Source organism: Segatella oris (genome assembly GCF_900637655.1).
In the GTDB taxonomy this organism is placed as follows: Bacteria; Bacteroidota; Bacteroidia; order Bacteroidales; family Bacteroidaceae; genus Prevotella; species Prevotella oris.
The window spans coordinates 1518475-1536188 of sequence record NZ_LR134384.1; the positions used below are offsets into that span (position 1 = coordinate 1518475).

The window sequence follows — 17714 nt, forward strand, 5'->3', positions numbered from 1 at the left end:
ATGACGTGCTGATATGACTTGAATCACACGCTGAAGTGACGCAAGTTAAAACGCCGTTGCTAAGGAGTGTTGTTATGAACAGGCCTGGCGGAATTGATTGGGGGTAATCTGTGTGAGCCTTTTGAAATATTTACAGAAGAAGCTGACGGTAGGAAAATCCAGTTCTTCTGCTATCTGTGCAATACTCTTGTCACTGTGTTTTAACAACACTTTGGCTGAAGTGATCAGCGCACGGTCTATCCATTCCTTGCCCGTCTGCCCGCTTATCGCTTTCACAACCGTGCCAAGATAGCGGTCGGTGAGGCACATCTTGTCTGCATAGAAAGCCATTTTATGTTCTTGTTTGCAGTGATTGTTGACCAAATAGATAAAGCGTTCGAAGATATTTCGCTCGTTGGAATGTTCCGAAGTTACATTATCTTTTACCATCGAAAAATGGAAATCGTATTGATAGATAATCGTACGAATGATGCTTTTAATCACTTGTTGACTGTGAGGTTCTTTCGAAACAGCTTGGAGAAGCAATCCGAAGAGTTGTTCAATAAAACTATTTTCAGCATCAGAAAGCTGTTTTTGAGCGTCTGTCATTGGTCGGTTGAAGGTGGCAGGAATGGCATCATTCATGGCAAGATGCATGAAATCGGGTGAGCATGCCATGCCGGTTAAGTTGAAATCTTGCGATGCTTCAAGGGGCTGAATGATGGTTCCCGGCGTGAGAAAAACAAGGGTTCCGGCTGTTAATTCCTTATCAAGAAGATTGAAACGCACTGTAGCTTTGCCCGTACGTATCAAGCCGTAGCGATAGTCTTGCAGCTGAAATATCGAGCCAATCCGCAGTACTGCTTGGAGAACATACCTCAAATCGGTGACCACGGAGAAGTCTTTGGTGACGACGATATTGCCGGGAAAGTCGCTTTTGTAAGACTCAACGAGTTCCTTGAAGCGGTCGAATGTAAGTGAAAGGGGCTTGTCTTGCATTTCTTTTTGGTTTGAAATATGATGCAAAGATAATGAATTTTGCCTTTCAAAGCGCTTTTTTTACTTCGTATCTTACAAAAAGAACATTATCCAATAGAAAAGGATAACACATCATCATACATTTTGTTCTATCTTTGCAGCTGTTAGATGACAGAACAATGAAAAGGAAAATCTTGATATGTTGTTGCGTTTTGCCCCTGCAGTTGTGGGCACAGTCGCTCACATTAGAGGCTTGCAAGCAGCGAGCCGAGGCCAATTATCCCGCCGTGAGTCAGTATCGTTTGATAGAACTCACACGCGATTTCACCCTTGAAAATGCGGCAAAGGCTTGGCTTCCCCAAGTTTCGGTATCGGTCAGTGGGGTTGTATTTACGGATTTATTAGATGTGAATGATCGGATGAAACGCTTAGGTATAGACACTAAGAACACCATGGCTTCGGGCATGCTAATGGTTAATCAGAATGTTTATGATGGCGGACAAATCCATGCGCAGCGCCAAATTGCGCGTGCACAAGCCGATGTTCAGCGTCAGCAGTTGGCTGTTTCAATGTATGATTTGAACCGTCGTGTGGAGCAACTCTACTTCGGTGTGCTGTTGTTGGATGCCCAAATCAAGCATACACAATTGTTGCAGGAAGATTTAAGTCTTAGCCGTAAAACTGTGGAAGCAATGCAGAAAGGAGGCATTGCCAATCAAAGTGATGTCGATGCCGTGGCTGTTGAACAGGAAAATGCTTTGCAGTTGCTTGATGCGCAGCAGGCTTCACGGTCGGCTTATCTAAGGATGTTGGGAATCTTCATACATCAATCGTTCGGCAATGATGTACGGTTGCAGATGCCGGTAGCCTTGGAATTGAAGACAAGAGAGGTCTATCGGCCGGAACTTTCCTATTATCAGGCACGCGAATCTCTGTTAGAAGCACAGCGCAAACAACTTAATTCCCGCCTCTTTCCTACGCTGAAAGCCTTTGGAATGGGCATTTATCATACCAAAGTTACTGATTTGATGAAGAATGGAATGCTGGCTGGTGGACTGACACTAAGTTGGAATATCGGTGCACTCTATACGCGGAAGAATGACCTTCGCAAGCTTGATGTGGAGCGACAGCAGGTAGAAAGCGAGCGGGCTACATTCCTTTTCAACAACCGTTTAGAGGTGGAAAGCACCGAAGGAAACATTGCTATGCTGAAGAAACAGCTTGTCCGCGACGATGAAATCGTCAGACTTCGTGAGCAAATTCGTGATAAAAGCGAGAAGAAAGTGCGTTTGGGTACGGAGAGTGTCAATGAAATGTTGCGCGATATCAATGCGGTTTCAAAGGCACGTCAGCAGCGTTCCACTCACGAAATTCAGCTGATAGAAGCACTTTATGCACTCAAAACGAAAATCAATCAATAATTATAAACTTCACATGATGATGAAAAAGATAATGCCATTTGCGGCTTTGCTCTTGATGACGGCTTGCAGTAATAACGATAAATCATTTGATGCAACGGGCACTTTCGAGGCTACCGAGGTAATTGTTTCAGCCGAACAAATGGGTAAGTTGCTGCATTTTGATGTAGAGGAAGGTGGAAAAGTCGTGGCAGGAACAGAGGTCGGATGTATCGATACGGTGCAACTCTATCTGAAAGCACGCCAGATTGGAGCTGTGAAGATGGTCTATCAGGCACAGAAACCGAATACAAATACGCAGATTGCAGCCTTGCGTCAGCAGGTCGTTAAGGCACAGGAAGAAGTCAACCGCTATGCAGAACTCGTGAAAGACGGGGCTGCAAACCGCAAGATCTTAGACGATTCGCGGAGTCAGTTGCTTGTGTTGCAACGGCAGTTGGCAGCACAAAGTGCTACGTTAGGAACCTCAACGCGTAGCTTGAACGCACAAATGGGGACGACAGATGTTGAGAAACTGCAAGTCGTTGACCAATTGAGGAAATGTCATATATCGTCACCTATCAACGGAGTTGTACTTGAGAAGTATGCCCAACAGGGAGAGTTTGCAATAGTGGGAAAGCCACTTTTCAAGGTTGCCGATGTTGATAAGCTCTTTCTGCGTGCTTATATCACAAGCCAACAACTGCAGAAAGTGCGCCTCGGACAACGTGTAACGGTCTATGCAGATTATGGTGGAAAGCAGCGTAAAAGCTATCCTGGTATAGTGGCATGGATAGCTTCTAAGAGTGAATTTACACCTAAGACAATCCTCACGGATGACGAGCGTGCAGATTTAGTTTATGCCATAAAGGTGGCTGTAAAGAATGATGGTAACATCAAAATCGGTATGTATGGAGAAGTCAATTTCCGTTAGCCGACTGTCAAAAAACTATGGAAAGGTACGGGCTTTGAATGATGTTTCGTTCGAAGTTTGCCGTGGAGAAATCTTTGGACTCATAGGGCCTGACGGGGCAGGGAAGACCACATTGTTCCGCATCCTGACTACACTGTTGCTGGCAGATGAGGGAAGTGCCAGTGTTGATGGCTATGATGTGGTGACAGGAATGAAAGACATTCGCTGTCGGGTAGGCTATATGCCAGGTCATTTCTCACTCTATCAAGACCTCACAGTGGAGGAAAATCTAAACTTCTTTGCTACACTTTTCTCCACAACCATAGCCGAAGGATATGACTTGATAGCCCCAATCTATTCGCAGATTGAGCGTTTCAAGACGCGCAGGGCAGGCGCATTGTCTGGTGGTATGAAGCAGAAATTGGCGCTCTGTTGTGCTTTGGTGCATCAGCCTTCCATTCTTTTTCTCGATGAACCTACCACAGGTGTTGATCCTGTTAGCCGTAAAGAGTTTTGGGAAATGCTTGAAACATTACGGCAAAAAGGCATCACTATCTTTGTTTCTACGCCCTATATTGATGAAGTGAAGCGGTGTAATCGCGTGGCATTCTTACATGAAGGAAGCCTAAAAGGAGTGGGGGATCCAAATGCTATATTAGAGGAATTCAAAGATGTTTTCAATCCTCCTGCCCTCGAACATGATACAAAAAATATGCAGGAAGAAGCTGAAGAAGAGGTTATTCAGGTGCAGCATTTGGTGAAAGCCTTTGGAGATTTTCATGCCGTTGATGACATTTCGTTTAATGTTCACCGTGGAGAAATCTTCGGGTTCTTGGGAGCTAATGGTGCAGGAAAGACCACGGCAATGCATATTCTGACAGGACTCAACCAGCCTACAAGCGGACATGCTACCGTTGCAGGCTTTGATGTGTCTACACAGTATGAGCAAGTCAAGCGGCATATCGGCTACATGAGTCAGAAATTCTCACTCTATGAAGATCTCACTGTGGTAGAAAATATCCGACTTTTCGGCCATATCTATGGAATGACATCAACCGAGATAAACACCAGACTCACTCAGTTATTGCAGCGTTTGCGGTTCACCGACCATGCTCATGCTATTGTTTCTTCCCTTCCTTTGGGCTGGAAACAGAAGCTTGCCTTCTCTGTCAGCATCTTCCATGAACCTGATATCGTGTTTCTTGATGAGCCGACTGGCGGTGTGGATCCAGCCACAAGGCGACAATTCTGGCAGTTGATTTATGAGGCTGCTCATCGTGGAATAACGGTCTTCGTGACCACACATTACATGGATGAAGCCGAGTATTGCGACCGCATCTCTATCATGGTTGACGGTAAAATCAGTGCTATCGGTACACCGTCCGAGTTGAAAACGCGCTTTCGCAAGCCTGATATGAACAGCGTATTCACACTTCTGGCACGCCAATCCACCCGACAAAGTGATTAGTTATGAAAGAGTTTTGGTCATTTATCATTAAGGAAACCAAGCACATAACACGTGACAAGCGCACGATGATGATATTGTTTGGCATGCCCATCATACAGATGTTAATCTTTGGTTTCGCCATTTCTACCGATGTGAGAAATGTGAGAACAGTGGTTGTTACTTCGCAAGTTGATCACCAGACACAGCGTATTGTCGATGCACTTGACCAGTCGGAATACTTCAATGTGATGTATCAGGTGCACACGCCTGCCGAAGCAGAACAGCTCATTCGCAATCAAAAGGCTGACATGGGGGTGGTTTTCAGTTATGATTTTGCCAGCAGACATGATGGCGTTCAGCTCATTACCGACGGTACCGACCCCAATATGGCACAGCAATACAGCAACTATGCCTCGCAGATTATGGGTATCCAACTCATGAATGTCATGCAGAAGAAAGTGCCAAACAGCGTTTCTCTAAAGATGCTTTATAATCCACAGATGAAGAGTTCCTATAATTTTGTGCCCGGCATCATGGGTATGTTGCTGATGTTGATATGTGCAATGATGACGAGTATCAGTATTGTACGTGAGAAAGAACGGGGCACTATGGAAGTCTTGTTGGTGTCTCCTGTACGCCCTCTGCTTATCATTGTGTCTAAGGCAATGCCTTATCTTGCGTTGTCATTTGTTGTACTGTTGAGTATTCTCCTCATGGCGCGTTATGTGTTGTGGGTACCGATTTCAGGGAGTCTTTGGCTTATCTTCATGGTGTCTGCCATATATATATTCTTGGGCTTATCTTTGGGCTTATTGATTAGTACGATAGCAGAGACACAGATGGCAGCCTTGTTAATGTCGGCTGTTATGCTGTTGATGCCCAGTACTTTGTTGAGTGGCATGATGTTCCCTATAGAGAGTATGCCACGCATTTTACAATGGGTTTCAGCATTGATGCCTCCAAGATATTATATATCCGCCATGCGGAAGTTGCTTATTATGGGAGTAGGAATTCAACATGTCGTGTCAGAAATCGTGGTACTTTCAGGCATGACCGTTCTTTTTCTGACTGCAGCACTGTTGAAGTTTAATAAAAGATTGGAATAAAATGCTGATACGTTATCTCGTTTATAAGGAGTTCTTACAGATGTGGCGCAATCGCTTTCTGAAAGTGTTAGCGCTGATTTATCCTGTGGTTATCATGTGTGTGTTTCCCTGGGTGATGAATATGGAGGTGAAAAATGTCGCGGTGGTAGTGGTTGATAACGACCGATCGACACTCTCGCAACAGTTGGTGCATCGTATAGAAGCCAGTCATTATTTCGTCTTCAAAGGACAAAAGACTTCCTATACTGATGCTTTGAGTGCCGTAGAACAGTCTGAAGCAGACGTGATAGTGGAGCTTCCCGCCCATTTTGAACGCGACAGAATGCGAGGTGAAAACCCTCAAGTGCTTATAGCTGTGAATGCTGTCAATGGGTCGAAAGGCATGCTGGGGGCTGCTTATATGAACCGCATTGTAACCGAAGCGGTAACTCCCGAGGGGCTGATTACAGCCTTGAACGACCGTGTTTCTACCTTATATCTATATAATAAGCATTTGGATAGTAAGCTGTTTATGATCCCTTCGCTCATGGGACTCCTACTGATGATTGTCTGTGGAGCTTTGCCTGCGCTGAATATCGTAAGCGAGAAGGAGGCCGGAACCATTGAAGCTATCAACGTAACGCCTGTGAGTAAGTCAGTGTTTATCATGGCAAAACTCATTCCTTACTGGCTTCTTGGATTGGTTGTGATGACAATCTGCTTTGGTTTGGCATGGCTTATCTATGGTTTTACGTGTGAGGGGAACTTGGGATTAGTTTATCTTTTAGCCCTTCTCTTGGCCTTTGTCTTCAGTGGTTTCGGTCTTGTAATCTCCAATTACAACCAGACCATGCAGCAGGCTATGTTCGTATTATGGTTCTTTTTGTTAGTGTTCATGTTGATGAGTGGCTTGCTCACGCCCGTGCGCTCTATGCCCCGGTGGGCCTATCTGACGACATATATAAATCCGGTAACCTATTTTATTGATGGCATTCGTACGGTTTTTGTGCGCGGAGGGGATTTTCATAGCATTCTTCCTCAGTTGCTTGGCCTCACGGGATTTGCCATTTTCTTTGATAGTTGGGCTGTTTTGAGCTATCGGAAGAATAGTTGAAAGCAAGCTTCTCCTTACTCCTCAGAAAGAAGAAAGTATGATTTTTAATCTATTCTACCTCTTCGAAAGAGAGGTTCGGATAGGTTTATAATTTCTTTTACAAAAGCTTTCAAATGCTTGCGATATTCAAAAATCAAAATCAGTTGGACGGAAATACGGGTGTTTTAAGACTGTTTTGTAAGTTTTTGAAAGTCAACATGTTATTTCATTTGATAGATTTTTCATGCTTACTTGATATGAAAATATCATGCAATTTGACGCAAGTTAGCCTACAATCTAGGTCAAATTGCACGCTGAAGTGATGCAGATTATACGCTGAAATGGCGCAAATGACATGCTAAAGTGGCTTGAATTGCACACAAGGAGCAAGGATTTTGAATTCCTGGCAGTGTGTAATGGGCCAAAATAGTCTGTTTCTTTATTTTTTATTTTCTATTTGGTCGTGTCTTGAAGTGTTAAAAACCGTGATGCAAAATTTACATAGTTATACTATTTAGTGAGTACTTCATATCCATTTTCAGAGGCATTAGATCCTTTCTCTTGTCTGTACTTTTAAGGAAAATTCATATGAAAAATATAGCAATCTGTATGAAAAAGTCTTATCTTTGCAAAAGAAGCTATGATAAATAGGATAGTCATTTGGTATAAATTCAAATTAAAACATTATCAAAACATGATGAAAACAAAATGGTATATAGGGGCTTTGGCTGCACTTTTAGTAGCTTGTAAGGCACCGACTCTACAGGAAGAGGCTGCAGGAAAATATGGTAAATTCACGGTGAACGGCACGGAACGCGTTGAAATTGACAGTATGGTGAATGGCGTGGCCTTTCAGTTGCTCCACAAGATGCACAGTGATCAAGAGAATATCTTGGTTTCTCCACTTGGTCTTTGCTATGCTTTGAATATGCTGAATGCCGGTGCAGAGGATATGACACAACAGCAGATAAATCATGTTTTAGGGCGAGAAGGATTAGCAGACAGTTTATGTTGTAAGATGTTATTGGCTGATGCTGCAACGGTGAAGAGTCGTTCGGAAAGTCCTGATGACGAAGTTGCTACACTGACAAGCGAGAACAAGGTGGCTGTTGGCGCAGGCGTTAACTTGCTCCCGGCCTTTGAAGAGCGCATGATACGGAATTATTTTGCTGCAATCGAAGCAGGAGATGAAGCTCAAAAGATAATTCTCAGCAACACATTGACGTTTGAAGGAGTGTGGAAAGAGGCTTTTGAACCAACGGAGACGGAGCCTCATTCATTCACGACCGAACAGGGAAAGGCAACCAAGGTGCCGATGATGAGGGGGCAATTCGACCTCAATTATATGGAAACGGATGATTATCAGTTGGTTAAAATTCCATATAAAGGCGACTTCAATCTCTATGTATTACTGCCTAAGACAGGGAAAAAGTTAGAACCTATTGTTTCGAGTTTGAATGCTACTGTATGGCAACAGGCCATGAAACAGATGAAGATGGCCGATGTAAGTCTATGGTTTCCAAAGTTCAGTGTAGCCAAGAAGAATGGCATGAAAAGCGTTTTGAAGCAGTTAGGCATGCAGGATGCTTTCGACAGCAAGCGTGCCAACCTCTCCAATATGGTGGCAGAACGAGCCTATGTTGATGATGTCAAGCAGGAAGTGAAGATTGATTTCAATGAACAGCGCACGCATGCTGAGGCTAAAACTACGGTGGAAGTGGCTGTACTTAGTGCCATTGATGAACCTATGAAAAAGGAAATAGAGAAGCGTTCTGTGTGCTGCGATCATCCATTTTTCTATGTAGTGACCAATCGGTTTGGCGCAATTTGTTTCATGGGAGAGTATCAGCAACCTTAAAACAATGGGCTTGTCGTGAGCTATTCGATTTGTTTTTGTGAAATGAAAGCCTATATTTCTTGATTTTTTTGCCTACATTTGTGTTCGTTATGAAAGTCATTGTAAGTAAGGAAATAGAGGGAGTTTGTCCTGATTTCGTTGGGGCTTGCGTGGAAGCTAAGGTTGTTAACTCCTGTTATAACAGTGAATTGTGGAAGGAAATTCATGCAATTAGTGAACGGTTTCGCGCTGAACTTACCACAGAAACACTGAAAGATGTCAGTGGAATTGCAGCAACCCGTCGCATATATCGAGCTTGTGGAAAGGATCCTTCGCGCTATCGTCCTGCCTCTGAAGCTTTAATTCGTAGAATATTACAAGGAAAGAAGCTTTACCAAATCGATACTTTGGTAGACTTGATTAACTTGGCTTCGATAGTCTATGGATATAGTATAGGTGGTTTTGACGCTGATAAAATGGTGGGTGAACAGCTGACTTTAGGCATAGGAAAGGCCGATGAACCTTATGAAGGGATAGGACGTGGCTTGATAAACATAGAGGGCTTGCCTGTTTATCGCGATGAAATCGGGGGCGTAGGAACGCCTACCAGCGATCATGAACGCACGAAGATAACGGCTCAAACAACTCATCTCTTGGTGCTTATCAATGGATATGACGGCAAAGAAGACAGTGTCAGAGCCAATGCTTTGTATATTCAAAAGCTGCTTCGAAAGTATGCCGGCAGCGACGGAGGCCGTTTCTTTGTCTATAAATAAAGCCGTCCAAAATTTTGCAGGCTGTGATAAAATCATTAAATTTGCACTATTACTCCATGTATATTTAACTATTTAATTAGAGTTTTATAAGGAAAAACAGAATTATGAAGAAGAAAATTATCCTGCTGGTGACAGCATTGTTGATGACGATTACTGCCAGTGCACAGTTTGAAGAAGGTAAACTTTATTCCGGAGCATCATTAAGCGGTCTGAATTTAAGCTATAACGGAGCTGATGAACTGAACCTTGGTGTTCAGGCAAAATTGGGTTATATGATTGAAGATGACCTGATGTTGTTAGGTAATGCAAGTTTCCAGACAAGTTCAAGTAAAGGCACTCCAAACAGTATGTCACTGGGTGTTGGTGGTCGTTACTATATAGAACAGAATGGTATTTACCTTGGTGTCAATGCTAAATTCGTGCATACCAAGAGTTATAATGACTTCATGCCAGGCGTTGAAGTGGGTTATGCTTTCTTCATTAGTCGTACGGTAACCATCGAACCTGCTGTCTACTACGATCAGAGTTTCAAGGATCATAGCAAATATTCTACCGTTGGTTTGAAGGTCGGTTTTGGCATTTATCTCTAATTTTCATGTCAGATAAATATCCTTCTGCATTGTTGGAGAAGGCAGTAAGCGAGTTTGCTAAGCTGCCAGGTATAGGGCGCAAATCAGCTTTGCGCCTTGTATTGTATATGCTCCGGCGTGAAAATGAAGAAGTAGATGCCTTTGGAAAGGCCATCACTACACTGAAGCATGATGTGAAATACTGCAAGGTATGTCATAATATCAGTGATACAGATGTGTGTCCGATATGTTCTGACATCCGAAGGGACGACACTACAATCTGCGTAGTGGAGAATATTCAGGACGTTATGGCCGTAGAAAAGACCCAGCAGTATAACGGGTTGTATCATGTTTTGGGCGGTATCATCTCGCCAATGGACGGTATTGGCCCTAATGATATAGAGATAGAGTCGCTTGTGGAGCGTGTGAAGGGTGGCAAAGTGAAGGAAGTTATTCTTGCCTTAAGCTCCACCATGGAGGGTGATACGACGAATTTCTACATCTCACGCAAGCTTGCAGCCTATGGGGTTGACGTCAGTGTGATAGCTCGTGGCATCTCTGTTGGCGATGAACTTGAATATACCGATGAGGTGACCCTCGGTCGGTCTATTATTAACCGAACACCTTTTAAACAATGAAACGCATTCAGAAAATTCTTCTTCTCAATTATCTTTTCTCATTGGGGGTAGCTTTGTTATGGGTCGTTCTCAATGAAAACGATGTGTTTGAGCTTGTAGGAACGTTGCATACTGATGCCAATTCTGACTTTATGCTCACTTCGGTGATGGAGATTATCACGATTTGTTCCATTCCCATTGCACTTAGATTGTTTAAGTTTGGCACTATTCGTGAGACTGTAAGAAAAGACAACAGTCAGCTTCATAGCACCTTTCTTGCATTCTCACTTGTGCGGCTTGATATGCTTTTAGCGCCGATGTTGGTCAATGCAGTGCTTTATTATCTCTTTATGAATGTGGCTTTTGGTTATATGGCTATTATTCTTTTCTTGGCCTGCTTCTTTGTATTTCCTTCGCAAGAACGCTGTGAACAGGAGTACAATGATATGCTCAAGTCTTAAATTATCAATCTTCTTGGCAGATTATGCAACTCTCGGTAATCATCGTCAGCTATAATGTCAGGCTTTATTTGGAGCAATGTCTTTGCTCCGTTTGCCGTGCCATAGAAGGGCTTGAAGCCGAGATAATCGTTGTTGATAACCACTCGAAAGATGATAGTGTGGCTTATCTGAAGCCACTTTTTCCCGATGTTCAATTTATTCAGAGCTTTCATAATCAAGGCTTTGCATGTGCCAATAATATTGGTATCCGACAGAGTAGAGGAGAGTATGTGCTGCTGTTGAACCCAGATACGATTGTCGGTGAAGATGTTCTGAAAGATGCTTTGGCTTTCATGCAACAGCATCCTGAGGCTGGATCTGCAGGAGTTTGCATGCTCAAAGCTGATGGTAAGCCTGCTTTGGAAAGTCGCCGTGGGCTTCCAACTCCTATGACTGCATTTTATAAAATGACAGGACTCTGTCGACTTTTTCCTAATAACAACCGCCTTGCACATTATTATATGGGAGGCATTCCGTGGAATGATGCCCGGCAAATAGAGGTTGTCAGCGGTGCTTTTTGTTTGTTGCGACGTGAGGCTTTGCTGCAAGTAGGTTTGTTGGATGAGGATTATTTCATGTATGGGGAGGACATTGAACTGAGCTATCAGCTGCTCCACAACGGTTGGCAGAACTGGTATTTGCCACTCTATATACTGCATTATAAAGGCGAAAGCACTGCAAAGACTTCTTTTCGTTACGTGCATGTGTTTTATAAGGCCATGCTTATTTTTATCCGTAAGCACTATTCTGCTGCCTCATTGATTGGCATGCCATTGAAGTTTGCCATTTTCTTCAAGGCCTTGGCCGCCATGTTTCATCAGTTAATAAGTATGATATTGCGGGCTTTTAACCTGTCTTCAAAGCATCAGAAAGATGACAGTTGCTATATTTTTATTGGTTGCGAGGCAATGCTTGATGCCTGCCGAAAGCTTGCAATAAATAATGGCTTGAAGGCTCGTTTCATTGAGGGCAACCAGACTTCGATGCCTTCAGTTTCTCTTGAAGAGGCTTGTCAACGTTTCTATTTGGTTTATGACATGGAGGTTTTCAGCTATGCCTATGTGTTGAAAGATATGGTCCTGCGTGCTGATGAACGCTGTTCGTTGGGTACATATCGCCGTAAAACCCTGATAACTGCAGAGGAAATTATATATGAAGGAGGGTAAAGTGAAACTCAGAGCCATGGAGCCCGAGGATCTTGATGTGCTCTATGAGATTGAAAACGATGCCGAAATGTGGCATGTCGGTGCTGTAAATGTGCCTTATTCCCGCTATCTGTTGCATGATTATATCGCCCATGCTACAGGGGATATCTATACAGATCGGCAGGTGAGACTCATGATAGAGAATTCTGAAGGACAATGTGTCGGTTTGGTTGATCTTGTAGATTTCAATCCACAACACAATAGGGCAGAGGTCGGAATTATCATTCAACGCAGCTATCGCCGTTGTGGTTACGCCACAGAAGCTCTAAAACTCATGCTCCACTATGCCCGAAAGGTGATACATCTGCATCAGGTTTATGCTGTCGTATCGGTTGCAAATATTCCCTCTCTGCATCTTCTTAAATCATTGGGTTTCAGTGATAATGTTGTTTTGAAGGATTGGTTGTGTGATGAGGGAGCCTTTATTGATGCGCATTTATTGCAATATTTTTTATAAAAAAGGCATAGAAACGTTTGGAAGAATAAAATATTATCATTACCTTTGCACTCGCAATTCAGAACAAGGTGCATTGGTGCGTTAGTTCAGTTGGTTAGAATGCCTGCCTGTCACGCAGGAGGTCACGAGTTCGAGTCTCGTACGCACCGCTGTTATCTCTGTTGAATTTGCCGACTGGTGCGTTAGTTCAGTTGGTTAGAATGCCTGCCTGTCACGCAGGAGGTCACGAGTTCGAGTCTCGTACGCACCGCTTTAAGTACTCTGAAAATAGTATCAGAGATTTCTAAAGAAAAATGTAAGTGTCATAACTTCATGGAGTTATGATACTTATGTTTTGTATCATTTCTTTTTTTTGGAGTATGTGTAGATACACAAAAATATCCCAAAATACTCCACAACGGCTACAATTCAGCTACAAAAATTTTTGAATTTCAAAAATTGTAGCCAAGAGTGGCTACAGAGTACATCAGGAGTACGTAAGAATTGCTCATCATTTGGAAATTATGTTGAATTTTGCAGCATGGTTGTGGATACAAATGGCTACACAACTTTTTAGTTCTGGCTGCACAAGGTCCATACTATGGCTACAATTAAAAACAGGTAGTTGAAATTACTAAATGTTAAACATTCTTAATCTATAAGTCTTTTGATCTGTTTTCCTTTGTCTTTAGACTCCTATTTCCTATCTTTGCTTTCGAAGACAACAGATTGCAATTCTTCCTCTTCTTTCCAGAGCAAGACTGTCTTTCAGCCTACAGAGGAGACTTCAAGAAGTTGTTGAGGTTTTCTCTTTTTTGTTTTCATGCCGACTTGACGACAGAATCCAGAAAGACCTCCGGTTATTATTATTAACAATTTAAAAAGTTTTAATTATGGGTTCATTCAGAGCAACATTGGAATTGGGCGGCAAGGAATATGACGTCCTGTATTCAAACTACGAGTTCAGCCGCAATACTGACTCTAAAGGCAAGCCGTCGTCAAGCATTTCCGGCGGAAGAGTATCTGTTACGGTAGAATCTACAGAGGATACCACTGCCATTGAGGCCATGCTCAACAGCCAGTTCAAGGCCGTTGACGGAAAAATCATCTACAAGAAGACCGAAGAGGATGCCAAGATGAAGGAAATCGAGTTCAAGAACGCCTACATCGTGCATTACAAGGAAACCCTTGATGCAACCAACGAGGTACCGATGACTATCGCCATGACCTTCTCGGCTGAGACCATTACCGTGGGCAATGCCGAGCTGGATAACCGCTGGCCAAAAGTATAACCACGACTGCAAGTAAGTCGGTAACAGGCCTTCCTGCCTCGGACAAGAAGCCGGAGGAGGAAGGCCTGATTTTCTTTTAAGGAATAGCAACAAAAAAACATGTCAATACTCAACCACAAGATTTCCGTAGGCATAGACGGAAAGCAGTTATTTTCCTTCAAGTCGCTAAAGCTACATCAGTCCATCAACAATCACCACCGTTTCGAGCTGCTTCTTGACCTTGAGGCTGGGGGAAACAGATATGCCCACAACCTCAAGGACAGTGCCAAATGGATTGGAAAGTCCTTCGCCGTGTATGCAGGGGAGAAATCGGAAACCACCTTCATGGGGGTCGTTACGGGCGTGAGCCTGCACAGGAGGAACAGTGATTTCGGACATATTCTGGTGTCGGGATACTCTGAGACCTACCGCCTCGAGACCGACCTGAACTTCAACTCATGGACAGGATGCACCCTGGCTGACATCATCAAGGAGATGGCTTCCAAGGCGGGGGTGAGTGCAAGGATAAATCCCGAATACACCGAGAAGCTCGACTACGTTTGCCAGTACAACGAGTCGGACTTCACGTTCATCAAGCGTCTTGCCCTGCAATACAACGAATGGCTCTACTATGACGGAATCGACCTGGTCTTCGGCCGACCCGTACATCTGCCGGATGCTGTGAAGCTCGAGTTCGGGACAAGCCTCTCGTCACTTGACATCGGAGTCAAGGTGCTGGCAAAGCCGGCAAAGGTGTTCTCCTATCATTCACTCAACGACCAGACCATTGCAGCAGAAACCCCGAACAAGCCCACCGACAAGGACCAGCTGGGCTATGAGGCTTTCCAGGCTTCGCTCGGGATGTACAGGAATCCTGCAAGGCAGTATGCCCTGCCCCGCATCCACTACACCTCAGAGATGACGAGATATGTCAGGAAGAAGCAGGAGGCAGCCACAGCCGAGTCGCACTATGTCCTGGGACAGAGTGAGGCGGCGACCCTCGTCACGGGAAGCGTAGTGGACTTGAAGAGTTCCTTCCTCGAGCGGGCGGGCAGCCTGACGAGCGAGTCACTGGGCGAGTTCTTCATCACCGAGATAACGCATACCGTGGGTGAGGACTGCTATTACAGCAACACGTTCAAGGCTATCCCGGCCGTTGTGGACACGCTGCCGGAACCTGAAGTGGAGATGCCTGTTGCCGAACCGCAGATGGCCAGGGTCACCAGGAATGACGACAAGTTTGGTCACGGCCGTGTACAGGTTCAGATGAACTGGCAGACGGAGAAGATGTCTACGGACTGGTTGCGCGTCATGGCGCCAGACGGTGGAAGCAGCGACCAGGTGAAAAGCAACCGTGGCTTCGTGTTCATTCCCGAGGTGGGTGACCAGGTGCTGGTGGGATTCCGACACGGTGACCCCAACAGACCCTATGTCATGGGAAGCCTGTTCAACGGAACTACGGGCGCAGGAGGCGGAAAGGAAAATATTACTAAGACAATCGTAACGAGAAGTGGACACACGCTGGCTTTCAATGATATGGAGAATGGCAATTGGGGAATAACATTAAAGGATGCCAAAGGTAATGTTTTTCATATGGACACCAAAGGTTCCAGTATCAATATTACTGCTCCCCAGACTATAACCTTGAATGCCGCCAACATCATGCTCAACGCTTCCAATAAGATTGGTCTTCAATCATCCTCCGTGAGCAAAGATGGCACAAAGAACGGAGTAATTGAGATGGCGGCACTCAAGACTGTCAGTCTGAAATCAGATACGGAAGATATCAAAATCAGTGCTGAAAGTAAGGGTATCGGCTTGAAAGCCCAGACGGGAATTTCTTCTGAAAGCGATACACTCTCTTTAAATTCTCGAATTTCGTCATTGGATACGAAAGAACATTTGAAGATACAAGCTGATGGGGTTAATATGGATGGAGGATCGAGTATGAAAATCTCTTCCAGTGATACTGACATCATTTAATAGAGAGTTATGGCAGACCAATTGGAATATGTGGTAAGGAATGCCCTGATGGTGTGCGATAAGGGAGCTGCTCCTGCATTCTTCCTCCCGACCCACAACACGCACATTAAGATACAAGGATGCCTTGTTGCCAACAAGCTTGACAAGCAGCCGCTCGTGAACATTCCCACGTTCGGCATCTGCAGTCTTACGCAAAAGCCTTGTGTGCCTGCTTGTACGGAATGGCAGAAGACCTATAAGCTGCGGGTAAAAGGTCAAGAAACCCTCCTGTTCAGGTCAGAGATGCCCTGTAGCTTGGGCGGAAAGATTAATTTTGTGACCAGCGGCCAGATTCCGTTGCCTGATGATGCAATAGAGGATATCAAAGCCTTGCAGGAGCAAGGGGCTAAGGAAGATGAAGATGAGGGTTGGGGCTGGCTTGATACTGTAGAATTGATTCCCGTAGTCGGTTCCATCGTCGGTGCTGTTCGCGAGGGAATGAAAGGCAACTGGGGAATGATGGCCATGAACATCGGTTTCCTAGCCTTGGATGTTGCCGGGCTTGTATCGTTTGGGGCGACTACCGCTGCCTCCTCTGCAGGTAAAGCCGGTATTAAGGCTGGCGTTAAGGTTGCGGCCAAGTCTGCTGCCAAAGCCGTAGCCAAACAGGTCGGCAAGACAGGGCTGAAAACAGCAGTGAAACTAACGGTCAAGGGAGCAAGGAAAGCTTTCTGCAAATCTATTGACAAGATTGTCGGCAAGGCTTCTGCCGGGCATGTCTGTGTCTTTGCCTGTTTCCCCGCAGGGACTAAAATCAATACGGCTGTCGGATTGAAGAACATTGAGGATATCAAGGCCGGTGACAGGGTCTGGTCGTATGACGAATTGACTGGTGAGACAGGATTGCAGGAAATCGTCCGGACGATGGTTCGTGAAAGTGATCATACCGTTGAACTATATACGGAAAAGGAAATCATAGAGACGACTGCTGAGCACCCTTTCCTTACAGGAAACGGTTGGAAAGATGCCGCTGATCTGCAAACAGGTGATAGGATAAAGGGCAGAAACAAGGAAGATATCGAAATAAAAGATGTAAAATTCTCGTATAAGCCGAGGACAGTTTATAACTTTGAGGTCTCTAACTGGCATACTTATTTCGTGGGGGCATTGCAGTGGCTGGTGCATAATGCCTGCCTGAAAGAATTAGCAAGGATGGGAATTGAATATGCCCAGCGTATATTACGCGGCATCAAATTCAATAAAGTGATGGCCGAGAAGCTCGGCAAGAAAGAGTTTTCACACGAAGTATGGTTGAAAGGGATGAAGCGCCGTGTTGATACTGTGATGAAAGACGGCAAGAAAGTTATCAGCCGAAAGGCCACACAGTTACACAAAGTGACCAAGGAAACTGCAGAGAAATATATAGACGAGGTCGCAGGCTATAAGGGACAAGGGGTGCAGAATCCTGATAGAATGGATAAGGGAATTTCCAAAATAGGAGATGATGCCAAAACTATTCTTTCCATCCCTAAACAAGAAAAGCCAATACCTAAAAATATTAAGCAATATGCAAAGAAAAAAGGAGTAGATATTAAAGAAGAAAGAGATATTACAATGGACAACCTAAAAAATTGGTAAGAAAAAGATAA

Annotated in this window: 16 protein-coding genes and 2 tRNA genes; 17 read left to right on the forward strand and 1 reads right to left on the reverse strand. The window is 44.3% G+C overall.

The window, feature by feature from the left end; all coding sequences use genetic code 11:
• Nucleotides 1-72: 72 nt before the first annotated feature.
• Complete coding sequence (locus EL210_RS06265; protein WP_018920072.1) at nt 73-978, reverse strand: helix-turn-helix domain-containing protein; 906 nt, start codon at nt 976-978, stop codon at nt 73-75.
• 158 nt (nt 979-1136) lie between these two features.
• On the opposite strand from EL210_RS06265, the gene EL210_RS06270 reads away from it, so the two are divergent.
• The 17 genes from EL210_RS06270 to EL210_RS06350 all read left to right on the forward strand — a co-directional run bounded on the left by EL210_RS06270 (nt 1137) and on the right by EL210_RS06350 (nt 17703).
• Complete coding sequence (locus tag EL210_RS06270) at nt 1137-2378, forward strand: TolC family protein (protein WP_018920073.1); 1242 nt, start codon at nt 1137-1139, stop codon at nt 2376-2378.
• 19 nt (nt 2379-2397) lie between these two features.
• A complete protein-coding gene (locus tag EL210_RS06275; protein ID WP_025879483.1) occupies nt 2398-3288 on the forward strand; it encodes an HlyD family secretion protein in 891 nt (296 codons plus the stop codon).
• Entirely contained in the window at nt 3266-4735 is a 1470-nt protein-coding gene (locus EL210_RS06280) for an ATP-binding cassette domain-containing protein (protein ID WP_018920075.1), read from the forward strand. The genes EL210_RS06275 and EL210_RS06280 overlap by 23 nt, the downstream gene beginning before the upstream one ends.
• Before the next feature lie 2 nt (nt 4736-4737).
• Nucleotides 4738-5820, forward strand: a complete 1083-nt coding sequence (locus EL210_RS06285; protein ID WP_018920076.1) for an ABC transporter permease — start codon at nt 4738-4740, stop codon at nt 5818-5820.
• 1 nt (nt 5821) lies between these two features.
• Nucleotides 5822-6913: an ABC transporter permease gene (locus tag EL210_RS06290; RefSeq protein ID WP_018920077.1), complete on the forward strand. Its 1092-nt coding sequence runs from the start codon at nt 5822-5824 to the stop codon at nt 6911-6913.
• 673 nt (nt 6914-7586) lie between these two features.
• Nucleotides 7587-8750, forward strand: coding sequence for a serpin family protein (locus tag EL210_RS06295; protein ID WP_025879482.1), 1164 nt, complete (start codon nt 7587-7589; stop codon nt 8748-8750).
• Nucleotides 8751-8839: 89 nt separating this feature from the next.
• Complete coding sequence (locus tag EL210_RS06300) at nt 8840-9505, forward strand: B3/B4 domain-containing protein (RefSeq protein WP_018920079.1); 666 nt, start codon at nt 8840-8842, stop codon at nt 9503-9505.
• 104 nt (nt 9506-9609) lie between these two features.
• Nucleotides 9610-10095 carry an outer membrane beta-barrel protein gene (locus EL210_RS06305; RefSeq protein WP_018920080.1) on the forward strand — a complete coding sequence of 162 codons (486 nt, stop codon included), beginning with the start codon at nt 9610-9612 and terminating at the stop codon, nt 10093-10095.
• A gap of 5 nt (nt 10096-10100) precedes the next feature.
• The gene (recR, locus tag EL210_RS06310; RefSeq protein WP_004378790.1) at nt 10101-10712 is read left to right on the forward strand and encodes a recombination mediator RecR; all 612 of its coding nucleotides are present in this window, start codon (nt 10101-10103) and stop codon (nt 10710-10712) included.
• A complete protein-coding gene (locus tag EL210_RS06315; protein WP_018920081.1) occupies nt 10709-11152 on the forward strand; it encodes a hypothetical protein in 444 nt (147 codons plus the stop codon). Before recR ends, EL210_RS06315 begins: the two co-directional genes overlap by 4 nt.
• Nucleotides 11153-11175: 23 nt before the next feature.
• A complete protein-coding gene (locus tag EL210_RS06320; protein ID WP_018920082.1) occupies nt 11176-12357 on the forward strand; it encodes a glycosyltransferase family 2 protein in 1182 nt (393 codons plus the stop codon).
• On the forward strand, nt 12344-12853 hold the full coding sequence (locus tag EL210_RS06325; RefSeq protein WP_018920083.1) for a GNAT family N-acetyltransferase: 510 nt from the start codon (nt 12344-12346) through the stop codon (nt 12851-12853). Before EL210_RS06320 ends, EL210_RS06325 begins: the two co-directional genes overlap by 14 nt.
• 75 nt (nt 12854-12928) lie before the next feature.
• Nucleotides 12929-13002 (forward strand) — tRNA-Asp (locus EL210_RS06330).
• Nucleotides 13003-13029: 27 nt separating this feature from the next.
• Nucleotides 13030-13103 (forward strand) — tRNA-Asp (locus tag EL210_RS06335).
• Between the two features lie 622 nt (nt 13104-13725).
• A complete protein-coding gene (tssD, locus tag EL210_RS06340; RefSeq protein ID WP_004371075.1) occupies nt 13726-14124 on the forward strand; it encodes a type VI secretion system tube protein TssD in 399 nt (132 codons plus the stop codon).
• A gap of 99 nt (nt 14125-14223) precedes the next feature.
• On the forward strand, nt 14224-16086 hold the full coding sequence (locus tag EL210_RS06345; RefSeq protein ID WP_232000455.1) for a type VI secretion system Vgr family protein: 1863 nt from the start codon (nt 14224-14226) through the stop codon (nt 16084-16086).
• 9 nt (nt 16087-16095) lie between these two features.
• Entirely contained in the window at nt 16096-17703 is a 1608-nt protein-coding gene (locus EL210_RS06350) for a polymorphic toxin-type HINT domain-containing protein (protein ID WP_126370216.1), read from the forward strand.
• The last annotated feature ends 11 nt before the right edge of the window (nt 17704-17714 follow it).